This window comes from Vibrio marisflavi CECT 7928 (assembly GCF_921294215.1).
Lineage (GTDB): Bacteria > Pseudomonadota > Gammaproteobacteria > Enterobacterales > Vibrionaceae > Vibrio > Vibrio marisflavi.
In genome coordinates this window covers 87,278-104,758 of record NZ_CAKLDM010000001.1, presented here as the reverse complement: position 1 = coordinate 104,758, position 17,481 = coordinate 87,278, and the positions used below count along the sequence as shown (strand labels likewise).

Below are 17,481 nucleotides of genomic sequence, written 5' to 3'. Positions count from 1 at the left end.
ATCAAATTAAAAAATTAACCAATTAGGTAATTTACTTTATAATTTGTGATAGAGATCTAGTAAAGGAACTTGAAAAGTACAGCATATCCTTGCTGCTTCTAACCAAGCAACTTAATCTGTTTTATTAATCTTATGATTAAATATCGTTAAGCCCAGAGCACTTTCCTCTGGACTAATTTTCCAAAGCTAAAACACTATAGTTGCTTATTTATAATCTGGAATATCAATAAATATAGACTTCACTAGTTCCGATGTAGCACCTCTTTTGAGTCACTTTCTATCTGATAGTTGAGCTATATTTTCATTCAAAAAAGGCAACTTGGAACATCTAGATAAAGAACCATATAGCTTCCGTATGGAAGACTTACTTACTCCAAATTGTGATTGGTCCTAATACCTAAAATACTTTTCAAATTAATCATTTGATTTATTTAATATCAAGACATTGGTTCCATATGAGTTTATTCCTAGATTTAGAAGGTGAGGAATGTAGTAGATTGTAGGTGATCCTAAAAGCCGAGGATTACCTAGCCAAACTGGCGTTGTTAGTGTTTTCTAAAGAACACCCCCAGAACAATTTTTGCTCTGGGGATTTTTTGTCCTAAGCTTTTTGAGATCTTGGCTAGCTTCAATACTTACGTTTAAACATCAACTATAGTTAGAACAATATACGTTCGGATGGATATCATACAATGAAATTTGCATTCTTTTTTTTTCTTTTTAGTTACTCGACTTTCGCACTAAGTCAATCTTCAAGATTACCTTTGCATGTTTCAATAAATCCTTGGCCTCCTTGGATAATGAAGAACCAAAATGAGGAATGGGAAGGAATCGCCGTAGATTCAATGCGCTTAATATCTATCTGTTCTAACGTCCCAATAAAGTTTATTAATACAATCAATACTAAGCGTACTCTACATGAGTGGGGAAAGTCAGTATTCTCGGAGACTGCAGTCGCTGAGGTTTGGCGAAACTCTCAATCTAGCTCTTCTGTTTATACCAACTCTACCTTTAACACCACAGATATAATCCTAGCAAGAAAAGAAATGAAGGAAATAGAAAGTTATAAGGGCTTGCAAGGGTATACAGTCGGAATAATAAACGGTTATATATATCCTGGCTTCAATGAAGCAATTAATAATGGCGATATAAAAACTAGTAAATCTGTATCCAGTGCGCTTTTTCCGAAGCTTATTAGGGGAAGAGTGGATGCAATATTTGCAAATAACGAAGAAGCGTTGTATTACTTTTCACGTTATGAAAATAATATTGAAGCTATTAAAGATTATAAAATTATATACCGTTTTGAACCGGTAGCATTAAAAATTAGGCTACACAAAGACAAAAGCTCACTAGTGCCGATATTCAACAACATTATAGATCAGCTTAAAATCCAAGGTTATCTACAGAAAATTCAAAACTATTACTTAACACCCGATAAAGGAAATGCAGTGAAGCCAAACCTTGAAGTATGTCCTTTAAAGAATATGTAGATGACAATTGTGTCTATTAAGGAAAATTCGTAGCTTAGATATATCAAATCATGACTCCAGGTGCTTACAATTATCTAAGCACTGTTTACAAAAATAAATGGTTCTTAAGCGTCAGGGGTAGCTTGCAAGTTTATGACGGCCTGGCAGCAATTCAGTAGTCTAAATTAAGGTTAGTTGTTGCGCGGTGAATAAGGTGAATGAAGGTTATTCACCATACTTTTCCTAATACCCAGCTCAATTTCGTTAAGAATACCTGAGAAGGTTTTGTCCAAAACTGCGTTAGAAATCGATCAAACTATATTGTCCTCCGACAATTTCTAGCTCGCAATTTGCTCGATTTCCACCGCTAGTTTGTCGTCAAATTGAACTAAACTGCCAAAGCCGATAACTTTCCCATTTGCTTTCAGCTTTACTTGAAGAGAAGCTTTCAGCTCGGTTTCAAGTATACTTCCAGAACACAAAGTGGCAAGTTCACTAATCGACACATCTATCTGCCCAACTTCCATGACAACAGGAACCACCAGCTTTTCAAGGTCAACAGCTTGTTCTTGATTGCTCAACCCTGGAAAACTATCTTCATCAGATAAGTCGAGAAGTTCATCAAATTCATTCATCATTTGCTCCACGATAAAACCCTTGTTCTCTACATATTTAACGATTGAAACTGGCTTATTTTGAAATAGCAGCAGCTCGCCAGTGGCAAAGCTTCCACTCCACTGCAACACAATACAATCTCCCACATGCAGACTCTTCAGCTGTTCAACGGTAAGTCGACTCACTCCAACAGCGCAGGCAATTGGCAACTTTGTTAGCTCAGAAGGCATATCCAAAGGTGTCATCCACTTTGCCAAGGTTTGCACCGTTGCTAGCGAAATATCTTGCACGTAGAACCGCAACTGCTGACCAAGATTAAGAGGAGAACAGATGCTGAGAGAAAGCGAACTCGATTGCCAGTTGATACTTTCAGCACATCGAATGTTTTCGATCATGCTGATTTCTATTCCGCTTTCTTTTAACCAACCAGTAAAACTCGCCAAAGTTGATGACGTTAGGGCTGACATTAAGTCTGATGGAATACTTTCAAAGCAGTCGATAGGCAAAATCGGACGAATGAAGTCCAGCCAGAGTGACTCCTTACACAACAGCTGAACATCATTGTCAGAGATTTTTAAAGCAACTTGTAGCCAACTTTCGTCACGTTGAACTGTCGCTGCCAAACACAACGTAATCGAATGGTCTTCATCAACTTGTGCATGCAATCCATTACCAATCACGCGATGTATCTCTAACGACTCTTGTGAATAGTGTGGAATGTCTAGCTCTTGGGTTTGAAGATTAACGTTACTGTCCACGCTTTTTCTCCAAATTGATTTCCACTTGATATGAGCTTATCTGATTAGCCTTCGCTTCTAGATCACTCATACACCGCTGAATACATTTGTAGTGCGTTTCATCTTTTGCTCTGATCTTCATTTGCACTCGGCCAGCATACAAGCTTGCCTGAATTTCAAGTCCAGCCATTGGGCCACTTGCAAGCCTCACGCTGAGTGTTCGCATGTCAATACGCTCTACATGCATGTGGTTGTCTTGAGCAACAGATCCTGTGTTTTTTAAGGAGTTAATACTGCCTGATTGTTCCTCAACGTTCGAGCTCATGTTGCCGAGCAGCGCACTCTTTTGTTGCTGAAAAAAGGCTGCGACAAGTGACGGGTCGGATTCCTTTTTTTTCTGCTTTTCTTTCTTCTTATACAAGTTAGAAAACTTTTGTTCGCTACCAGCATCTGGCTGAGACTGCTCGTTTTGGCTAGGTATTTTCCTTGAACATGAATCGTTATTTACCAAGATTTGCATTGATTTCATCCTCAATCAGGTATTTAAGTTTTTCTTGTTCTTTGCGATTTTTCTGCAATGCTGATGACAAAGCTATCCGTTCCTCTACAAGCTTTTCTTGCCGCTCAATCAACTCTTTAGATTGCTCTCCTAACTGTATGTCTTTTCGGTATAAATCAGCCATTTTCGACTTAAACGTCATCAACTTGTTGTGGTTTAACACTCCTGTTTGATTGCAGTTTTTCCGCCAATCTTCCCACAAGTGCAATCGATCAGATTTCAGTTCATCCTGCTGTGCCTTTAGCTCTTGTTGCCTGAAATCAATTTGAGCAATTTTGCCGCGGAGCCCCCTCTCCTTGTGCTCTTTGACTTGCAGTAGCTTGCCTAACATGTTGCCCCCACTGAGCCAGCAAGTTCATTTTGAATCTGGTCAAAATTGAACAGTTCGTGAGTCTGCTGGCAAAGGAATTGTTTTATATCTTGATAGCGATCTAACGCTTCGTCGGCATGAGGATCTTGACCGCGTTGATATTCACCTACTCTAACAAGTAGCTCAATATCTCGGTAACTCGATAACAAGCGGCGCAACTTACCTGCGTTGTGTAAATGGCCTTTGTCACTGATTTGATTCATGACACGACTCACGCTTGCCAACACATCAATTGCCGGATAGTGGTTTTCTTCTGCCAGCCGGCGAGAAAGCACAATATGACCATCTAGGATAGAGCGAACTTCATCGGCAACAGGCTCGTTCATATTGTCTCCCTCAACCAGAACGGTATAAATTCCGGTGATACTACCTACTGATGCTGGCCCAGCCCTTTCAAGCAACCTTGGCAACTGAGCAAACATGCTTGGTGGGTAGCCACCAGCTGCTGGCGGCTCACCTGCTGCCAGCCCTATTTCTCGTGAAGCTCGTGCAAAGCGCGTTAAAGAGTCGACCATTAAGAGCACATTTTTTCCTTGGTCACGGAAATACTCGGCAATGGTTGTGGCCGTAAAAGCTGCCTTTTGCCGCTCGAGAGCTGGCCTGTCTGAGGTTGAGACTACAACAACCGATTTCTTACGAGCTTCTTCACCTAACACTTGGTCCAGAAACTCTCGAACTTCCCTTCCCCGCTCGCCAACTAACGCCAGTACAACGACATCTGCTTCACACCCAGTTGTCATCATGCTTAGCAGAGTACTTTTTCCGCCCCCTGCGGCAGCAAAAATACCTATTCGTTGCCCTTTTCCGCACGTTAACAATCCATCGATTGAACGGATACCCAGTGGCAAAATTTCTTCTATCAGCCCTCGCTCTAAAGGCGCTGGAGCGTCAGCTAATATCGAACGATACTCTTGAATCTCTACAGGCACGTCACCGACATCCAACAACTCGCCTAGGCCATCAACAACAGAGCCCACTAAGTGATCACCCAAAGCTATCTGATGACCCTTTCCTTGCGGCCACACTGGCTCTCCACAACCGACGCCAATAGGCTCAGAAAATGGTGATAACAACGCTGTGTCACCTTCCAACGCCACCACTTCGGAGAGCAATCCATCGCCAACCTGACAAAGCTCACCGAGTGCCACGTTAGGTAAGTGAGCACCAATAAGTGTTTGCCCGACAGACGTTACCCTACCAGCAAAACGAAGACATGAGTCCGTCACAAATTGCGCAGGTAAGTGCTGATTTAAATGATGTTGAATACGACTAGAATCAGGCAACCGCATCTGTTAGCTCCTCTCCAATAAGATCAATACTGCCTTGTACTTTGAGCTCGACTTCTTCACCAAGCTCTTGAAATGAAAGAACAGATAACGTGTATAAGTCTTTTTCAATGATTTTTCTTAGATAACGGCGAACATCAATTGCGGTCAGCAGCACTGTTTCCTCTTCCGAAGCCAAGGTAAATTTTCGGATTTGTTCTAAGATGAGGCTATTTTGTTGAGGAGAAAGCGCAGAATACCCACCAGCGGATGTTTGTCGAATAGACTCTCGAATGAGGTTTTCTATGCCATCTCCAATCAAATGACAATGGATATTCGCGGCACTTTTTTTGTAGCGGCCAATGATATGCCGTCTCAGAGCTACCCTGACATATTCGGTGAGCAGAACAACATCTTTCTCCTTTTGAGACCACTCCAACAGTGCTTCAAAGATGCTCCTTAGATCGCGAATTGAGATATTTTCTGCCACCAATCTTTGCAGGATTTCTGCAATTTTGCCTATCGGGAGTTGCCGCTGAAGCTCCTTAACCAGTTCAGAGTATTTATTTTCCATCCCATCCATGAGAAAGCGGCACTCTTGCACGCCAATAAACTCACTGGCAAAGCGATCAAGCACTTTCGACAGCAAGGCGATGACCTGCTCTGCTCCTTTATATACCGTGACGCCTGTCGTGGAGATGGACTCGCCTTGGGAAACTTCTACCCAACACAACTTCGAGCTACCAAAAGGTAAGTACTGTTCTGCGGAATTTGAGAACGACTCCGCATCACCTTCAACCAGTGTGTAATTTTCTGGTAACTGAATGCTTAATACTGTCTCTTGATAGAGCAGAACCTGCATTGTTCTCTCAGGCAAATGTGCATCTTGCTGAAGAATCACTTCAGGCAACGGTACGCCTAACTGCTCGAACTTTTTCCAGCGAAGATCGTCCACTGCGGCTAACAGATCGCCTTGTTTCGCTAACTCTGGAGATAAACGAACCATTAACGGCACCGCGCCAGGAGATATTGAACCAGCTCCAGACTCCTCGTTAGATGCAGAATGGGCGCCGACTCCAGAAGCGCTTGCCTTGTTTTTACGCATCAAAAACAAGGCTGCTGCCAATAACAAAGCCGCAAGTGTCAAAAATACAAAAAATGGAAACCCGGGAATGATGGCAAATATCATCAAGACACCGACGGCAATCAATAGCGCTTGCGGTTGATGGCCAATTTGATTGGTTAAATCTTTCGCCAAGTTTTGTTTTTCTTCACCCGGCACTCGCGTGACGATAATACCCGCGGTGATGGAGATAAGCAGTGCTGGAATTTGCGCAATGAGTCCATCACCGACTGATAAAATTGAATAGGTTGACGCCGCCTCAGAAGCGCTCATGCCATGCTGCATAACACCAACCGTAATACCGCCTAGGATGTTAACCAATATGACGATCATGCCTGCAATCGCATCACCTTTAACAAACTTCATGGCTCCGTCCATTGCGCCATAAAGCTGACTTTCCTTTTGCACAAGTGTTCTTTGCCGCTTCGCTTCAGCAGCATCAATGGTGCCTGCACGCATATCACCATCAATACTCATCTGTTTACCCGGCATGCCATCAAGAGAGAAACGCGCGCCCACTTCAGCAACACGTTCAGAGCCTTTGGTAATGACAATAAACTGAACAATCGTGATGATGGCAAAAATGATCATTCCCACCACCATATTTCCTCCGACGACAAAGTTACCGAAGGTATATACAATCTCTCCGGCATCATGTTGGAGCAAAATAAGACGGCTGGTAGAAATGGTTAACGACAACCTAAACAGCGTGGTAATCAACAAAACCGAAGGAAAAACCGAAAACTCTAGTGGCTCGCGTATATAAACAGCAATCATCAATAATATGATTGAGAATGTCAGGTTCACCGCGATGAGCAAGTCAACAAGCGCTGTTGGTAGGGGCAAGATCATCATGAAAATGGCAACCATGAGCATGATGATTAAAATGACATCTTGTCTTCCCGACGCTACAGAAAGAAATTTCGTCAAGCTTTTCATCTTCTCCCCTTAGCAGCTTCAGCTAACATTCGACTTAAGTATTGATAGAGAGGATAAAGTGAGTCACCACTGAATGTAGAGTTAGGGCAAGCAACCGAACAGACCAACAGCGCCCCTAACCTAAAGCAGCGAACAGGCAACCCAAAAGTTCGTTCTAGATTTAGGCGAGGCATCAACCACAACTGGGCTTGTGCTATGAAATTTACATCGATTGATACCGCGATAGAAAACAGGATGTGCTCGCTTTTCTGCTCAAAGAACAATCGCTCATTCTCACGCTCTATCTCAATATGATCGTCAGCCCGAACGCCAAAGACACCAAGCAACTCCATAAACCTATCTAAATTGCGTTGCGTCTTTAAATCCATACCTATCACACTGGGCGTTACCATGCTGACATCTTCTCTGGGTTACTATTTTGAAGCTATCAGGTGAACACCTTAATCGGGAGATAAATTCGCTTAGATCGTTCGGCTCTCCGGAGACAATTTAGTTGGATCAGAAATGAGCTTTTTCAAAGCTCTCCTAACGATACGGGAGCTAACGTTTGAGCATTTATGAGGAGTGTTTCTACTAGCAATATTTATGAAGTGACAATTAAAATTTAATATCTAGCTCAGTTCTGGACAGAAATACACCACGAAAAAATGTTATTTCTACAAATAAAGAGTTAATCTAGTGTTTTTATTGTCATTATAAATAAATAGGTGCGCTAGCATCACTTTGCTAGCGCAGGCTTTTGTGAACTCTATAATACAATTAAATTACGAGGTGTGATAAGTTCAATTTATATGAATTTCACGTTGGTTATAATTGCTTTATCTTTAATATCATCACAATAATATGTTACACGTACTGTATTTTTGCTCCAATAAGCTTCATTTACTTCTTTATATAAGTTGTCATACGTAGATGACTGAGCATTTAATGTAACGTGTTTACAGTACTGGAAGTAGGGTTCAACTGCGATGGTTGTCTTCAGCCCTCCAGGATACGCGCTCTTCTCCAATGTCTGAACATCAACATGTGTTATTTTTACGTCACTTGTTAATGTTTCTGATGCTGATGATGCAAAGGAGATTGAAGCTAATAATATTGAGCCGAAAGAAATGATTCCTTTTAATTTCATTTTTTATCCCTAATAGTTAAATTTGCGTAGTGACATACCACGAGTTGAATACTAGTACAGGTTGACAATTATTATCAATAAAATTAATTAACTGATCGGTTTATATTTTATTATTAAAAATTAATATAAATAATAAGTTTTGCAAGATTATTAAACATGTGAATGCACACAATGAAAATATTTAGCTAAACTACTATGGATTTTAAATTATCGAAATGCTAGCTTATATATTGAGAATATATAATAGATCGTTGAAATTTATATTAATCAGTGATGGCGAGTTTCTAGAATAATCAACAACTGATAACTTGTGGTGGTGAAAACACACACTAACAGATAGTTAAAGGGCTTCTATTTTAAGCCAATTGGGAGTAGGAACTTTTTGGCTACCCTACCTCTTTTTCCTGATTGTAAATAAAAAGCGATCGAGCCTTAACGTACTAATAGTTCGTTCAGTAATTTCCAAATAAATCAACATGTTGGATAGGCTGTAAACCAAATACACCATACAGCGCAGATCTAGCAAGGCTTTGAAGGTGAGAAATGATCCATAAAAGAGTACAATCACGTCTTTGAATCTTGTCCCGCTATGTAGATCTGAGTATGCCTTCTTTTGAACCGTGTTTTACCCCTTTTAAAGCCTCAATCGATGCATATACAGTTCCGGCTCGCTTTACCTTTCCATTTTGCTATCAACCTGATCCATTGAGTGCTCTCGCTGCACAAGAACTGCAAGACTTTCTGGTCTCAAAACCAGATTGGCAACACGACTTTGGAAGCGAAAATGACAAAGCGGATGGCGGCAAAATGTTTGGCGTATTGGTCGTTAAAAATAACCAAGGCGAGCTTGGTTACCTTTCAGCGTTTTCTGGCAAAATTGGCGACAAAAACCTGATTGAAGGTTTCGTTCCACCTGTTTTTGACATGCTGAAAAGCGACGGTTTTTTCTTAAATGAAGGCATCGAGATCAACGAGCTCAATGCTGAGATAAAAGAGCTTGAAGCTAACCCAGAGTTCAATACATTGGCATTGCAACTAGATAGCATTGCTAAAGCAGCCGACCTTGCCATTGAGTCACATAGAAACATGATGATTGAAAGCCGCGCATTGCGAAAAGCTCAACGCGCAGAAGGCAAAGCATCACTTCAACCCGAACAACTTGAGCAACTCATATTGGATTTGGGCAAACAAAGCGTCTCTGAAAAGAATCAGCTGAAAACGCTAAAACAACAAAAAGAGCTAGAGATCTCGAAAGTTCAAGCAAAGCTCGATGAGCTATCTACACAATTGCATCAGCTAAAAGAAAAGCGCAAATCCCTTTCAAATGCATTGCAGAAAAAGCTATTCAGTCAATATCAATTCTTGAACAAGTCTGGCGAACACAAAAGCTTGCTAGATATTTTTGCAGATACAGCGAACCCAATACCACCCGCAGGCTCTGGTGAATGCGCTGCGCCAAAGTTGCTTCACTACGCATTTGAGCACAAGCTTGAACCTATTTGTATGGCCGAGTTTTGGTGGGGCGCCTCACCAAAATCAGAAATCCGCAAACACAAACACTACTACCCAGCGTGTCAAAGCAAGTGCCACCCTATCTTGGGCCACATGTTGGCTGGCATGGAACTAGACGACAATCCTCTATTGCAAAATCAAGCGTCAAACAAAGAGATTGAAATCCTCTATCAAGATGAAGCGATGGTAATCGTCAATAAGCCTTCCGGGCTACTCAGCGTACCTGGCAAGCATATTAGTGATTCGGCTTTTACAAGACTACAAGCCCTCTATCCTGATGCAGAAGGCCCGTTTGTCATACACAGGCTGGACATGGCCACTTCTGGTTTGCTGGTCTTCGCTCTTACTCGTCGAGCCAATAAAAGTTTACAAAAACAGTTTATTTCTCGCACGGTGAAAAAGCGCTATGTGGCGATAATCGAAGGAGCGCTTGCCTCGGATGAAGGCGATATTTCTCTACCTTTGCGTGGCGATATCAATGATAGGCCAAGGCAACTGGTCTGCCATAAACACGGAAAACCGGCCCACACTCGTTGGCAGGTAATTGAATCCAAAGACAACCGAACGAAACTATACCTCTACCCAGTGACCGGCAGAACTCACCAACTTCGAGTGCATTGCGCCCATATTGAAGGCCTAAATATGCCGATTGTTGGCGATGATCTCTATGGAACTCATGCAGATCGCCTTCACCTCCACGCTGAAACACTTGAGATACTTCATCCGTATTCAAAGCAACCTATGCGCGTTCAAGTGGACGCACCGTTTAAACTCGATTAATACATTTGTTAGGTCGCCAGTTTACCACTAACCTTTGTATAGAAAGGGACTTTCATACAATGGAAATTTAGCATGTTACATGCACTCAAGGTTGGTTTTTGGTTTGGAATATGTTTGCTTTTTTCTAGCTTATCAAGCGCACAAACCGTCAAGCTTGCTACTGGTGAGTGGGCACCATTTCAGTCTGCAACGCTAAAAAACGACGGGTATGTCTCGCAAATTATTGTCGAGGCGTTTGCTGAAGAAGGCTACGATGTTGAGTTAATTTACATGCCTTGGAAAAGGGCGATGGAAGAAGCGAAACAAGGCAGGGTTGATGGCACATTTCTATGGGGGAAAAGTGAAGAGCGTTCTAAGCACTTTTCTTATACTGCCCCGGTGGTTACCTTAACCAACGTATTGTTCCAACGTACAGATAATCCGATTACATGGAATAAACCTGAAGAGCTCAAAGCATATAAAATTGGCGGTATCGACGGCTTTTCCTATGGAATAGAAAAGTGGGAAGAACAAGGTTTTATTAAGCTAGAGCGCATATTTGTTGCTGAAAATAACTACAAAAAGCTGGCACTCGGCCGACTAGATTTCGTGATAGAAGACCGTGATGTTGGTATGGCTATCATTCATCGAATTGGCTTACAGGGTAAGATCACTGAAAACAATCAACCAGTGAATAACCGCAGTTATTACATTCTCATGCCTACAGACTCGCCAAGAACAAAACAACTCATAAACACTTTCAATCGCGGGTTCTCAAAAGTGGTCGAAGACGGAAGATATGAAGCTTATCGAGAAGCGTCAATTCGTGGCGAGTACAAATTAAAGTAACCTAAATAAAGGTAAAGCACCTAGCTGGCGCCAAAACTAGACACAATACCTTGGTATATTCTCTTGTCAGCTTAAGGCTGGCAGTCCCCATTTGCTATCAAAAGAAGAGTATTCCCCTGTCGGCAACACCACTAGAACTGGCTTATCTACTTTCTTCAAGTGACTAACTAGATAAGTTATATCTTTACTATCCATCGCGGTACAGCCTGCTGTTCCAGCATTTGGTGAACGCCACTGATGTACAAAAATGCAAGACCCTTTACCAGCCTCATTTTTGGGGTTGTAACTGACAATTAAGCCAGCATTATACATAGGTACAGCATCAGCCATTTGTTCAGCACTGCTCCAATCTTGCCTTAAATTCGGTAGCGATTTATTCACTACTTTGTTATATGAATTGGAGTTAGAGTCATCAACACAGACAGTATTTGAATCAACATGAATATAAGGCATAAACGGATGTGGGCTATTGCTTATCCCAAAAGCCTCAGGTAACGCAAAGGCACCAACAGGTGTCCGACCATCCCCTTCTTTCTTGTAACTCATATTCGTGGGCTTATCCTTCAGGCTTGCTGACCAAGCTAATCCATTTTTACCAATAACAGCCGGAATGGATTGCTGTCCGTCAATAGAAGATAGCTGCCAACGACCGTTCACACTTGCGCGCTGGTATAAACGCAAAGTCGCATGATAATCATTGAGTTGGGGCACGGTAACCAGCAGCATTTGCCTACTATTCTCTAATAACCCTTGAGGGCTAGCTATAGAATTTGTGCTTGTACAAACTAGTGTGAGAAAAGAAAGTATTGAGAAAAGAAATTGGCTTTTTGATGCCTTCATAATGTTGATTCTCTTGGATAATTAATCCATTTAGCGCAAGCTCTACCACAAGTGAAGTTTAGTCGCCATACAACACAGGTTGGCATGGAAAAGCTCTAGTAAAAATAAATTTAACAGGAGGGCAGAATAGTGAACGACATGGTTGCTCGTCAAGATAACAGACCCACTAAATACTTTTTAAATCAGTGACATACTATTATATTTAGTAAGAATGAGTGAGATGAAAAATTAATCAAATGATTACCTATTCCCTAATGTAATCAACTATGGCTAAACATAGAGAAAGATCGCATCCAAGCAATATAAATGTGATGACATTCATTCATATCATGATGACACGATAGACATGCTGACAAAGAAAAAACGGGTAGTTCTACGTACCTCTAGAACTACCCGTGTATTGAGCTATGACCAAGTCGCAGTATGTATGCTTTTACAAACCTAGGTCATCGCGTTTTTGCTGCGCTGTTGCAATTAGATGCCTCAACTTGATTTGCTCTAGGTTGATATTGCTTTTCGGGTTGTCTATTTGCTCTGTAAGCTTTCTGAAATGCACTTTATATCCAGATGCTGAGCTTTTTATTAGAGCTTTCGCTTCTTGTGATTGCCTATTTTTGTCTTCTAGCAACTCAGTTTGTTTGAGCTGATCTGCTAAAACTCTCAACTCTTTTGGATTGATTTTTTGACCATTATGATAGAAATCCAAGAATTTCTCGTTCACTTTAGCCATGTAGGTATTTAGGTGCACGTTATCTGACTTTGGAAACGCTTTTCGGATTTTATTAAGCGCATCAAGTGCGGGTTTCATCACTACTCCGTTCTGTAATGGATCGTAGGTTGGAGGCTGAGAAAATGCCTCCTTAACACTAGCTTCTATTGCCAACTTTGTTTCTGCATCAAGTTTGTTGTGGGGATCTTGCAGTCCCTGCAAAAAGAACTGCTTTGTTTTATCCATTGCTCGCTGCTGGGCATCAGCAATGATTGCTTGAGACCTTTGTCTGACTGAGTCCACGATAGCAGCCTTACCCATGTTCCTTATACTCCAGTCATCTCGGTGCCATAGATCTTGTAAGCCTCTAGATAGGGTGTTTTTGGTTAACACCTCCGCCACTTTTCGCCTTACATAAACATCACAGTCTCTTGCCAACTTTTCTACTTGATCACTCGCATCAGGCAATTTGGGTTGCTGGATATCAACCACTTTGCTTTTAGTAAGAGTTTTGATTCGGCTGTTGATTTGGTGCTTTAGATTGGAGAGTTCAGCTTCTAACTCTTTATGCTCGGTAAAACCTCGAGACATTGCCTGCTGAAGCTCTGAATAATCTATGGTTTCTGGATAAATCGCTGCAAAGCCTTTATCTATATCCATGTTCTTGCCTGCTAGAGCAGAGCGAAGCTGAATCTGTGCATCGGTTACCTTGCCAAAGCCTTTTATTGAGGCGCTACTGCTAAGATCCTTTTGATAAACGTCTGCAACTAACTCTTCAAGCTCTTGTAGGCCAAGATCTGATGCTTCTTCGTTCAGCGTAATCGCACCGCCATCATCTATATCGACTAATCTGCCAAACTTTTCGAGCGTTTTCTCTTTTATTTGTTGCTCATCTAGCCCATCGTTTTGATGTTTATCTAGGTTCATGTATTGCTCAACCGCAACCACAATTTGTGCCTTGATAGCCTGGGTTTTCTTTGCATCTTCAGCCGCAGTCGCCACAAAAAGTCCGTCATGGCTAATAGACATGTTGGCTTCAGAGAGAGCTTGATGGAGTTGCTTCTGGGAGTCGGTTGTCTTTCCATGCCCCCAGATAGAAGCATTACTACCTAAGTCATCTTTATATACGCTCAGGACTAAATCATTCAATTCATCCATCGGTAATTCTCGGAGGCTATCTCTAAGGCTTACTTTGCCGTTATCATCAATGGTAACCAGCCTGTCAAACTTTCCTCGGGCTTTAGCTGCTCGAAAACCATCTTCACCCAACCCATGATGGTTACTGTTTGCATGTTTGTCCAAATCCATATATTGCTCGACAGCAGAGACTATTTTCTCTTCCAATTTCGCTCTATGAGGCTCAGATGGAGAAAACTTGGCAGTCGCATTGGTAGCGACACCACCTAAGCGAGTTTTCAAAGATTGGAACATTCCTCCAAGGGCACCGTTGTCTAGCTTAATGCCTTGCTCTGCAAAATGCTTTTGAAGACAGTTATAAGCGTCACTTTGGAAGTAAGCCTCATCAGATAGTCTGGGAATAGTGGCGGTTGTCAGAATATTTAAGAGTTGATTGGTAGACACATAAGCGATGGAATCTTTCAGCTGTACTGGGTCTGTTTCGGATACTAATCCCGGAAATGCAGCTCTTGTCTTTTCTGGACCGTGCTGCTGGCAAAAATCACTAATTGTATCTTCTAAAGCCTTATTAATTGACTCTCTATAAGGGTCACTCACATGCTCGGTCAAAGCTGCTGTTTGTTGTTCCCATATTTGAAACCCCTCATTGTAATCGCGAACCATGTGCGCGAGCTTAGGGTCACTGCCAACGGCTTTATGGGATTTAGAGAGCATTGAGTAATTGTCTACGACTTGTTGATGCTCTTTCCTTAGTGGAGCATCACGCCGCTGCAGACCACTTTTTAAAGCGTTTACATCTTTCGCTGTAAAGGCATAATCAAACACATTGGCGTTACCGACTATATCTCCGTCTACAAAATCGCCTCCGTTAAAAAGGTTGTCATTGTATTCCCTTAAACACTTAGACATGAATTTATAGTGCAGTTCAGTTTTAGGGTCGGTGTGGATATCACTATCAAGCTTCCCTGAATAATTACTACTGTACTCCTGAATAGTACGGAGAAATACATGTGCCTTGGGGTTTCTAATAGCAATTGGACTAACTCCATTCAGTTCTGACAATTGCGATTGAACCTCATGCTGCCTATTTTGTATACGTTCCATAGGTTGCCCTTATTATTTTATATTTCTGTAGGATGAGCGAAGCTATCTGGATAATAGTGAACACACAGCCAGTTATTACGAGACTGTGAATACTTATGAATAGAAACCTCGATTAACGAATGCCCTTGCAGTAAACCCGAATTTACATTTTGTCACAAGAGCAGGGATATAATATCAATGCGTGGAATGTGTTCTTTCAAATAATTCCTAATACTTATAAATATTACTATGAAAGCTGAAGATTAGGTGGGATTTAAAAAATAGAAACTGAGTAAAAATTCAGTTTCCATTCTATTATTTGAGGTAATTTAGAATAAATACCCACCAAAAAGGAAAATGTTCCCAATAATGAGCACTAGGCTAAGTTGGGCATTGTGAATTTTTGCTTATTGCTTGAAGTTTTAGTCTCACCTTGTAGCTCAGAGATTTTTTTGCTCCATACTTTCGACGATGCCATCAAAGATTCGACAACATCAATAAGCACATGAGGCTCAATCACTTGATAGCTAGTGTAGTAATTTAATGCAGCATAACCTTGCTCATTTTGCTCATCAGCAACATACGATAAAGTCATCCCAGATGTTTCGGAAAAAAGATGATTTGCTTTCAAAAGCTCTTCATAAACCACCGATTTATAAGAATCTTTTATCTGACATATATAGCTTGAAAGCAAAAATATATTTTGCTTAACCTTTAAAGAAAATATCAGAGGAAAGCCATCTATACTCACTAGCATTGAATAGCCAGACACTTCACAATGGTCAACTTTCCAGTTTTTCAACTCACACGCTTCAATAAAAACCTGAGAAAACTTTTCAGCCGAAGCTTCACTAAGCTTTTCTATATTCATACGCATACCTTTTTAGCTCTCGAAATTTGCCTATTATCACCATCTAAGTAATTAAGGCATCATCAATAATTGAATAGACTGTTTGAACTGATATTGGGGTAAGAAACTCAATGAAATTATTTTATTCCTACTTTGATATCCCAAACTCAGATCGTTAAGATTATCGCCTAGATGCTACAATCACTACTATTGTCATTAACTCTGGTAGAAATACGTAAGCCAGTGCATTTTTTTATTAATGATAAGAATAGCTCAAGCAACATAAATAACTAACAATCATCTAAAATCAAAGATGACTTTCAAATACTGTTATTCAAGTTACAAATTCGAAAGCCAGACTCAATCATTTTTATAATAATCCTAGCTGGCAATTCACATACTTGTAGATGGATTAAAACAACATGAAAAAAAATGACATCGATTTACTGATGAATGGATTTGGTGGAGAGCTCGGCATAGATAACCTCCAAATGGACGCAGATAATTGCTGTTGCCTAAGTTTTGACAATACTGTTCTGAATATGGAGTTTGATGAAGAGCAAAATCGCTTGCTACTTTACTCCAACGTCGGTGATATCCCAGAACATGAACAAGCTGAGTTTTATCAAATGCTATTGGATGCCAATTTGTTTTGGAAAGGAACTGGCGGAGGCACTTTGAGTATTGATAAAAAAGCAGAGTCAGTGATTTTGATCTCTGCCTGCAATACAAACCACCTTTCATTGGAAAGCTTCAAGTCGTCTATCGCATCTTTTTTGGATGCCGCTGAAACATGGACAAACGCTATCGGTAATTTTGAAGCTGTACCACAAAAATCTAATCACTCTTATCTCAACCTAAATCGTTAAGTCTATTTCAATCAATGAAATATGGGAGGTATTCATGGACAATTTATTGAGCACCACACAAACTCTAAATCGACAACTAGCCAACGCCATCGGCTCTCCAAGTGAGAAAAGTGAAAAAGGCGGCCTTGTTTCTGCGTTAAAGATATTCTTTGGTCGCGCAGTTACGTGGATTCAGAACCAATTTGAGGGAAAGGAGGCAGCAAGCAGCAAAAGCTCATCCCCAAGCAAGAAAATCATGCACGCTGCCTATCAAACACTAAAGAGTGCCCACGAGAATGCATTAAATACGACGCGGCAACTCAAAGATCAGTTTCGTTCAGTTGAAAGAGCGCAAGCTAAGCTTAATAGTACGCACAATCAATCACTAGCAATCAGAGTCTCATCGGGTAGCCTGTTTGACAAACTATGCGCCAAAGCCGCTGATGCCAAAGCAGACCCAGAAACAATAAAAGCAACCGATCTTTTCACTGAAAAAGAGCTCAAAGCTTTGAAGAAAGATATTGAGTCAAGAGTTGGTAGCCAAAGTTCTCGGCTAACGAAAGTAGAAGCTGCCAAAATAGCGTTTAATCTGATCAATGAGCAACTGCAGAAAAAGGCAGATGCAATCAGGCTTGCTCTACCCTCTCTACCCTAGGGTTTGTTCGCCAGCAATCACACCCTTTCC

15 protein-coding genes are annotated in these 17,481 nt (G+C 41.1%); 5 read left to right on the top strand and 10 right to left on the bottom strand.

Annotation, left to right across the window (positions count from 1 at the left end; translation table 11 throughout):
- Window positions 1-692 precede the first annotated feature (692 nt).
- A complete protein-coding gene (locus tag L7A31_RS00455) occupies window positions 693-1,493 on the top strand; it encodes a substrate-binding periplasmic protein (protein WP_237359510.1) in 801 nt (266 codons plus the stop codon).
- 317 nt (window positions 1,494-1,810) lie between these two features.
- On the opposite strand, the gene sctQ is transcribed toward L7A31_RS00455, so the two are convergent.
- From sctQ to L7A31_RS00420, 7 genes are all read right to left on the bottom strand, one after another.
- Entirely contained in the window at window positions 1,811-2,845 is a 1,035-nt protein-coding gene (sctQ, locus tag L7A31_RS00450; RefSeq protein WP_237359509.1) for a type III secretion system cytoplasmic ring protein SctQ, read from the bottom strand.
- Window positions 2,835-3,344 carry a hypothetical protein gene (locus L7A31_RS00445; RefSeq protein WP_237359508.1) on the bottom strand — a complete coding sequence of 170 codons (510 nt, stop codon included), beginning with the start codon at window positions 3,342-3,344 and terminating at the stop codon, window positions 2,835-2,837. Before L7A31_RS00445 ends, sctQ begins: the two co-directional genes overlap by 11 nt.
- On the bottom strand, window positions 3,325-3,714 hold the full coding sequence (locus L7A31_RS00440; RefSeq protein ID WP_237359507.1) for a hypothetical protein: 390 nt from the start codon (window positions 3,712-3,714) through the stop codon (window positions 3,325-3,327). Before L7A31_RS00440 ends, L7A31_RS00445 begins: the two co-directional genes overlap by 20 nt.
- Window positions 3,708-5,042, bottom strand: a complete 1,335-nt coding sequence (gene sctN, locus L7A31_RS00435; protein ID WP_237359506.1) for a type III secretion system ATPase SctN — start codon at window positions 5,040-5,042, stop codon at window positions 3,708-3,710. Before sctN ends, L7A31_RS00440 begins: the two co-directional genes overlap by 7 nt.
- Window positions 5,029-7,080, bottom strand: coding sequence for an EscV/YscV/HrcV family type III secretion system export apparatus protein (locus L7A31_RS00430; protein WP_237359505.1), 2,052 nt, complete (start codon window positions 7,078-7,080; stop codon window positions 5,029-5,031). Before L7A31_RS00430 ends, sctN begins: the two co-directional genes overlap by 14 nt.
- Complete coding sequence (locus L7A31_RS00425; protein WP_237359504.1) at window positions 7,077-7,448, bottom strand: hypothetical protein; 372 nt, start codon at window positions 7,446-7,448, stop codon at window positions 7,077-7,079. The genes L7A31_RS00430 and L7A31_RS00425 overlap by 4 nt, the downstream gene beginning before the upstream one ends.
- A 419-nt stretch (window positions 7,449-7,867) precedes the next feature.
- Window positions 7,868-8,209, bottom strand: coding sequence for a hypothetical protein (locus L7A31_RS00420; protein WP_237359503.1), 342 nt, complete (start codon window positions 8,207-8,209; stop codon window positions 7,868-7,870).
- A gap of 603 nt (window positions 8,210-8,812) precedes the next feature.
- Between L7A31_RS00420 and L7A31_RS00415 the strand changes: the two genes are divergently transcribed.
- On the top strand, window positions 8,813-10,501 hold the full coding sequence (locus tag L7A31_RS00415; protein WP_237359502.1) for an RluA family pseudouridine synthase: 1,689 nt from the start codon (window positions 8,813-8,815) through the stop codon (window positions 10,499-10,501).
- Between the two features lie 72 nt (window positions 10,502-10,573).
- Window positions 10,574-11,329 carry a substrate-binding periplasmic protein gene (locus L7A31_RS00410; protein ID WP_237359501.1) on the top strand — a complete coding sequence of 252 codons (756 nt, stop codon included), beginning with the start codon at window positions 10,574-10,576 and terminating at the stop codon, window positions 11,327-11,329.
- Window positions 11,330-11,395: 66 nt separating this feature from the next.
- Here L7A31_RS00410 and L7A31_RS00405 read toward each other — a convergent pair whose 3' ends face one another.
- From L7A31_RS00405 to L7A31_RS00395, 3 genes are all read right to left on the bottom strand, one after another.
- Complete coding sequence (locus L7A31_RS00405; protein WP_237359500.1) at window positions 11,396-12,055, bottom strand: L,D-transpeptidase family protein; 660 nt, start codon at window positions 12,053-12,055, stop codon at window positions 11,396-11,398.
- Window positions 12,056-12,602: 547 nt separating this feature from the next.
- On the bottom strand, window positions 12,603-15,119 hold the full coding sequence (locus L7A31_RS00400; protein ID WP_237359499.1) for a hypothetical protein: 2,517 nt from the start codon (window positions 15,117-15,119) through the stop codon (window positions 12,603-12,605).
- A gap of 355 nt (window positions 15,120-15,474) precedes the next feature.
- Window positions 15,475-15,969 (bottom strand): type III secretion system chaperone, encoded by a 495-nt coding sequence (locus tag L7A31_RS00395; protein ID WP_237359498.1) that lies wholly within the window; start codon window positions 15,967-15,969, stop codon window positions 15,475-15,477.
- Between the two features lie 401 nt (window positions 15,970-16,370).
- Here L7A31_RS00395 and L7A31_RS00390 point away from each other — a divergent pair, with 401 nt between their 5' ends.
- Together L7A31_RS00390 and L7A31_RS00385 are read left to right on the top strand one after the other, a co-directional pair.
- A complete protein-coding gene (locus tag L7A31_RS00390) occupies window positions 16,371-16,817 on the top strand; it encodes a type III secretion system chaperone (protein ID WP_237359497.1) in 447 nt (148 codons plus the stop codon).
- A gap of 34 nt (window positions 16,818-16,851) precedes the next feature.
- Window positions 16,852-17,451 (top strand): hypothetical protein, encoded by a 600-nt coding sequence (locus L7A31_RS00385; protein ID WP_237359496.1) that lies wholly within the window; start codon window positions 16,852-16,854, stop codon window positions 17,449-17,451.
- Window positions 17,452-17,481: the final 30 nt, after the last annotated feature.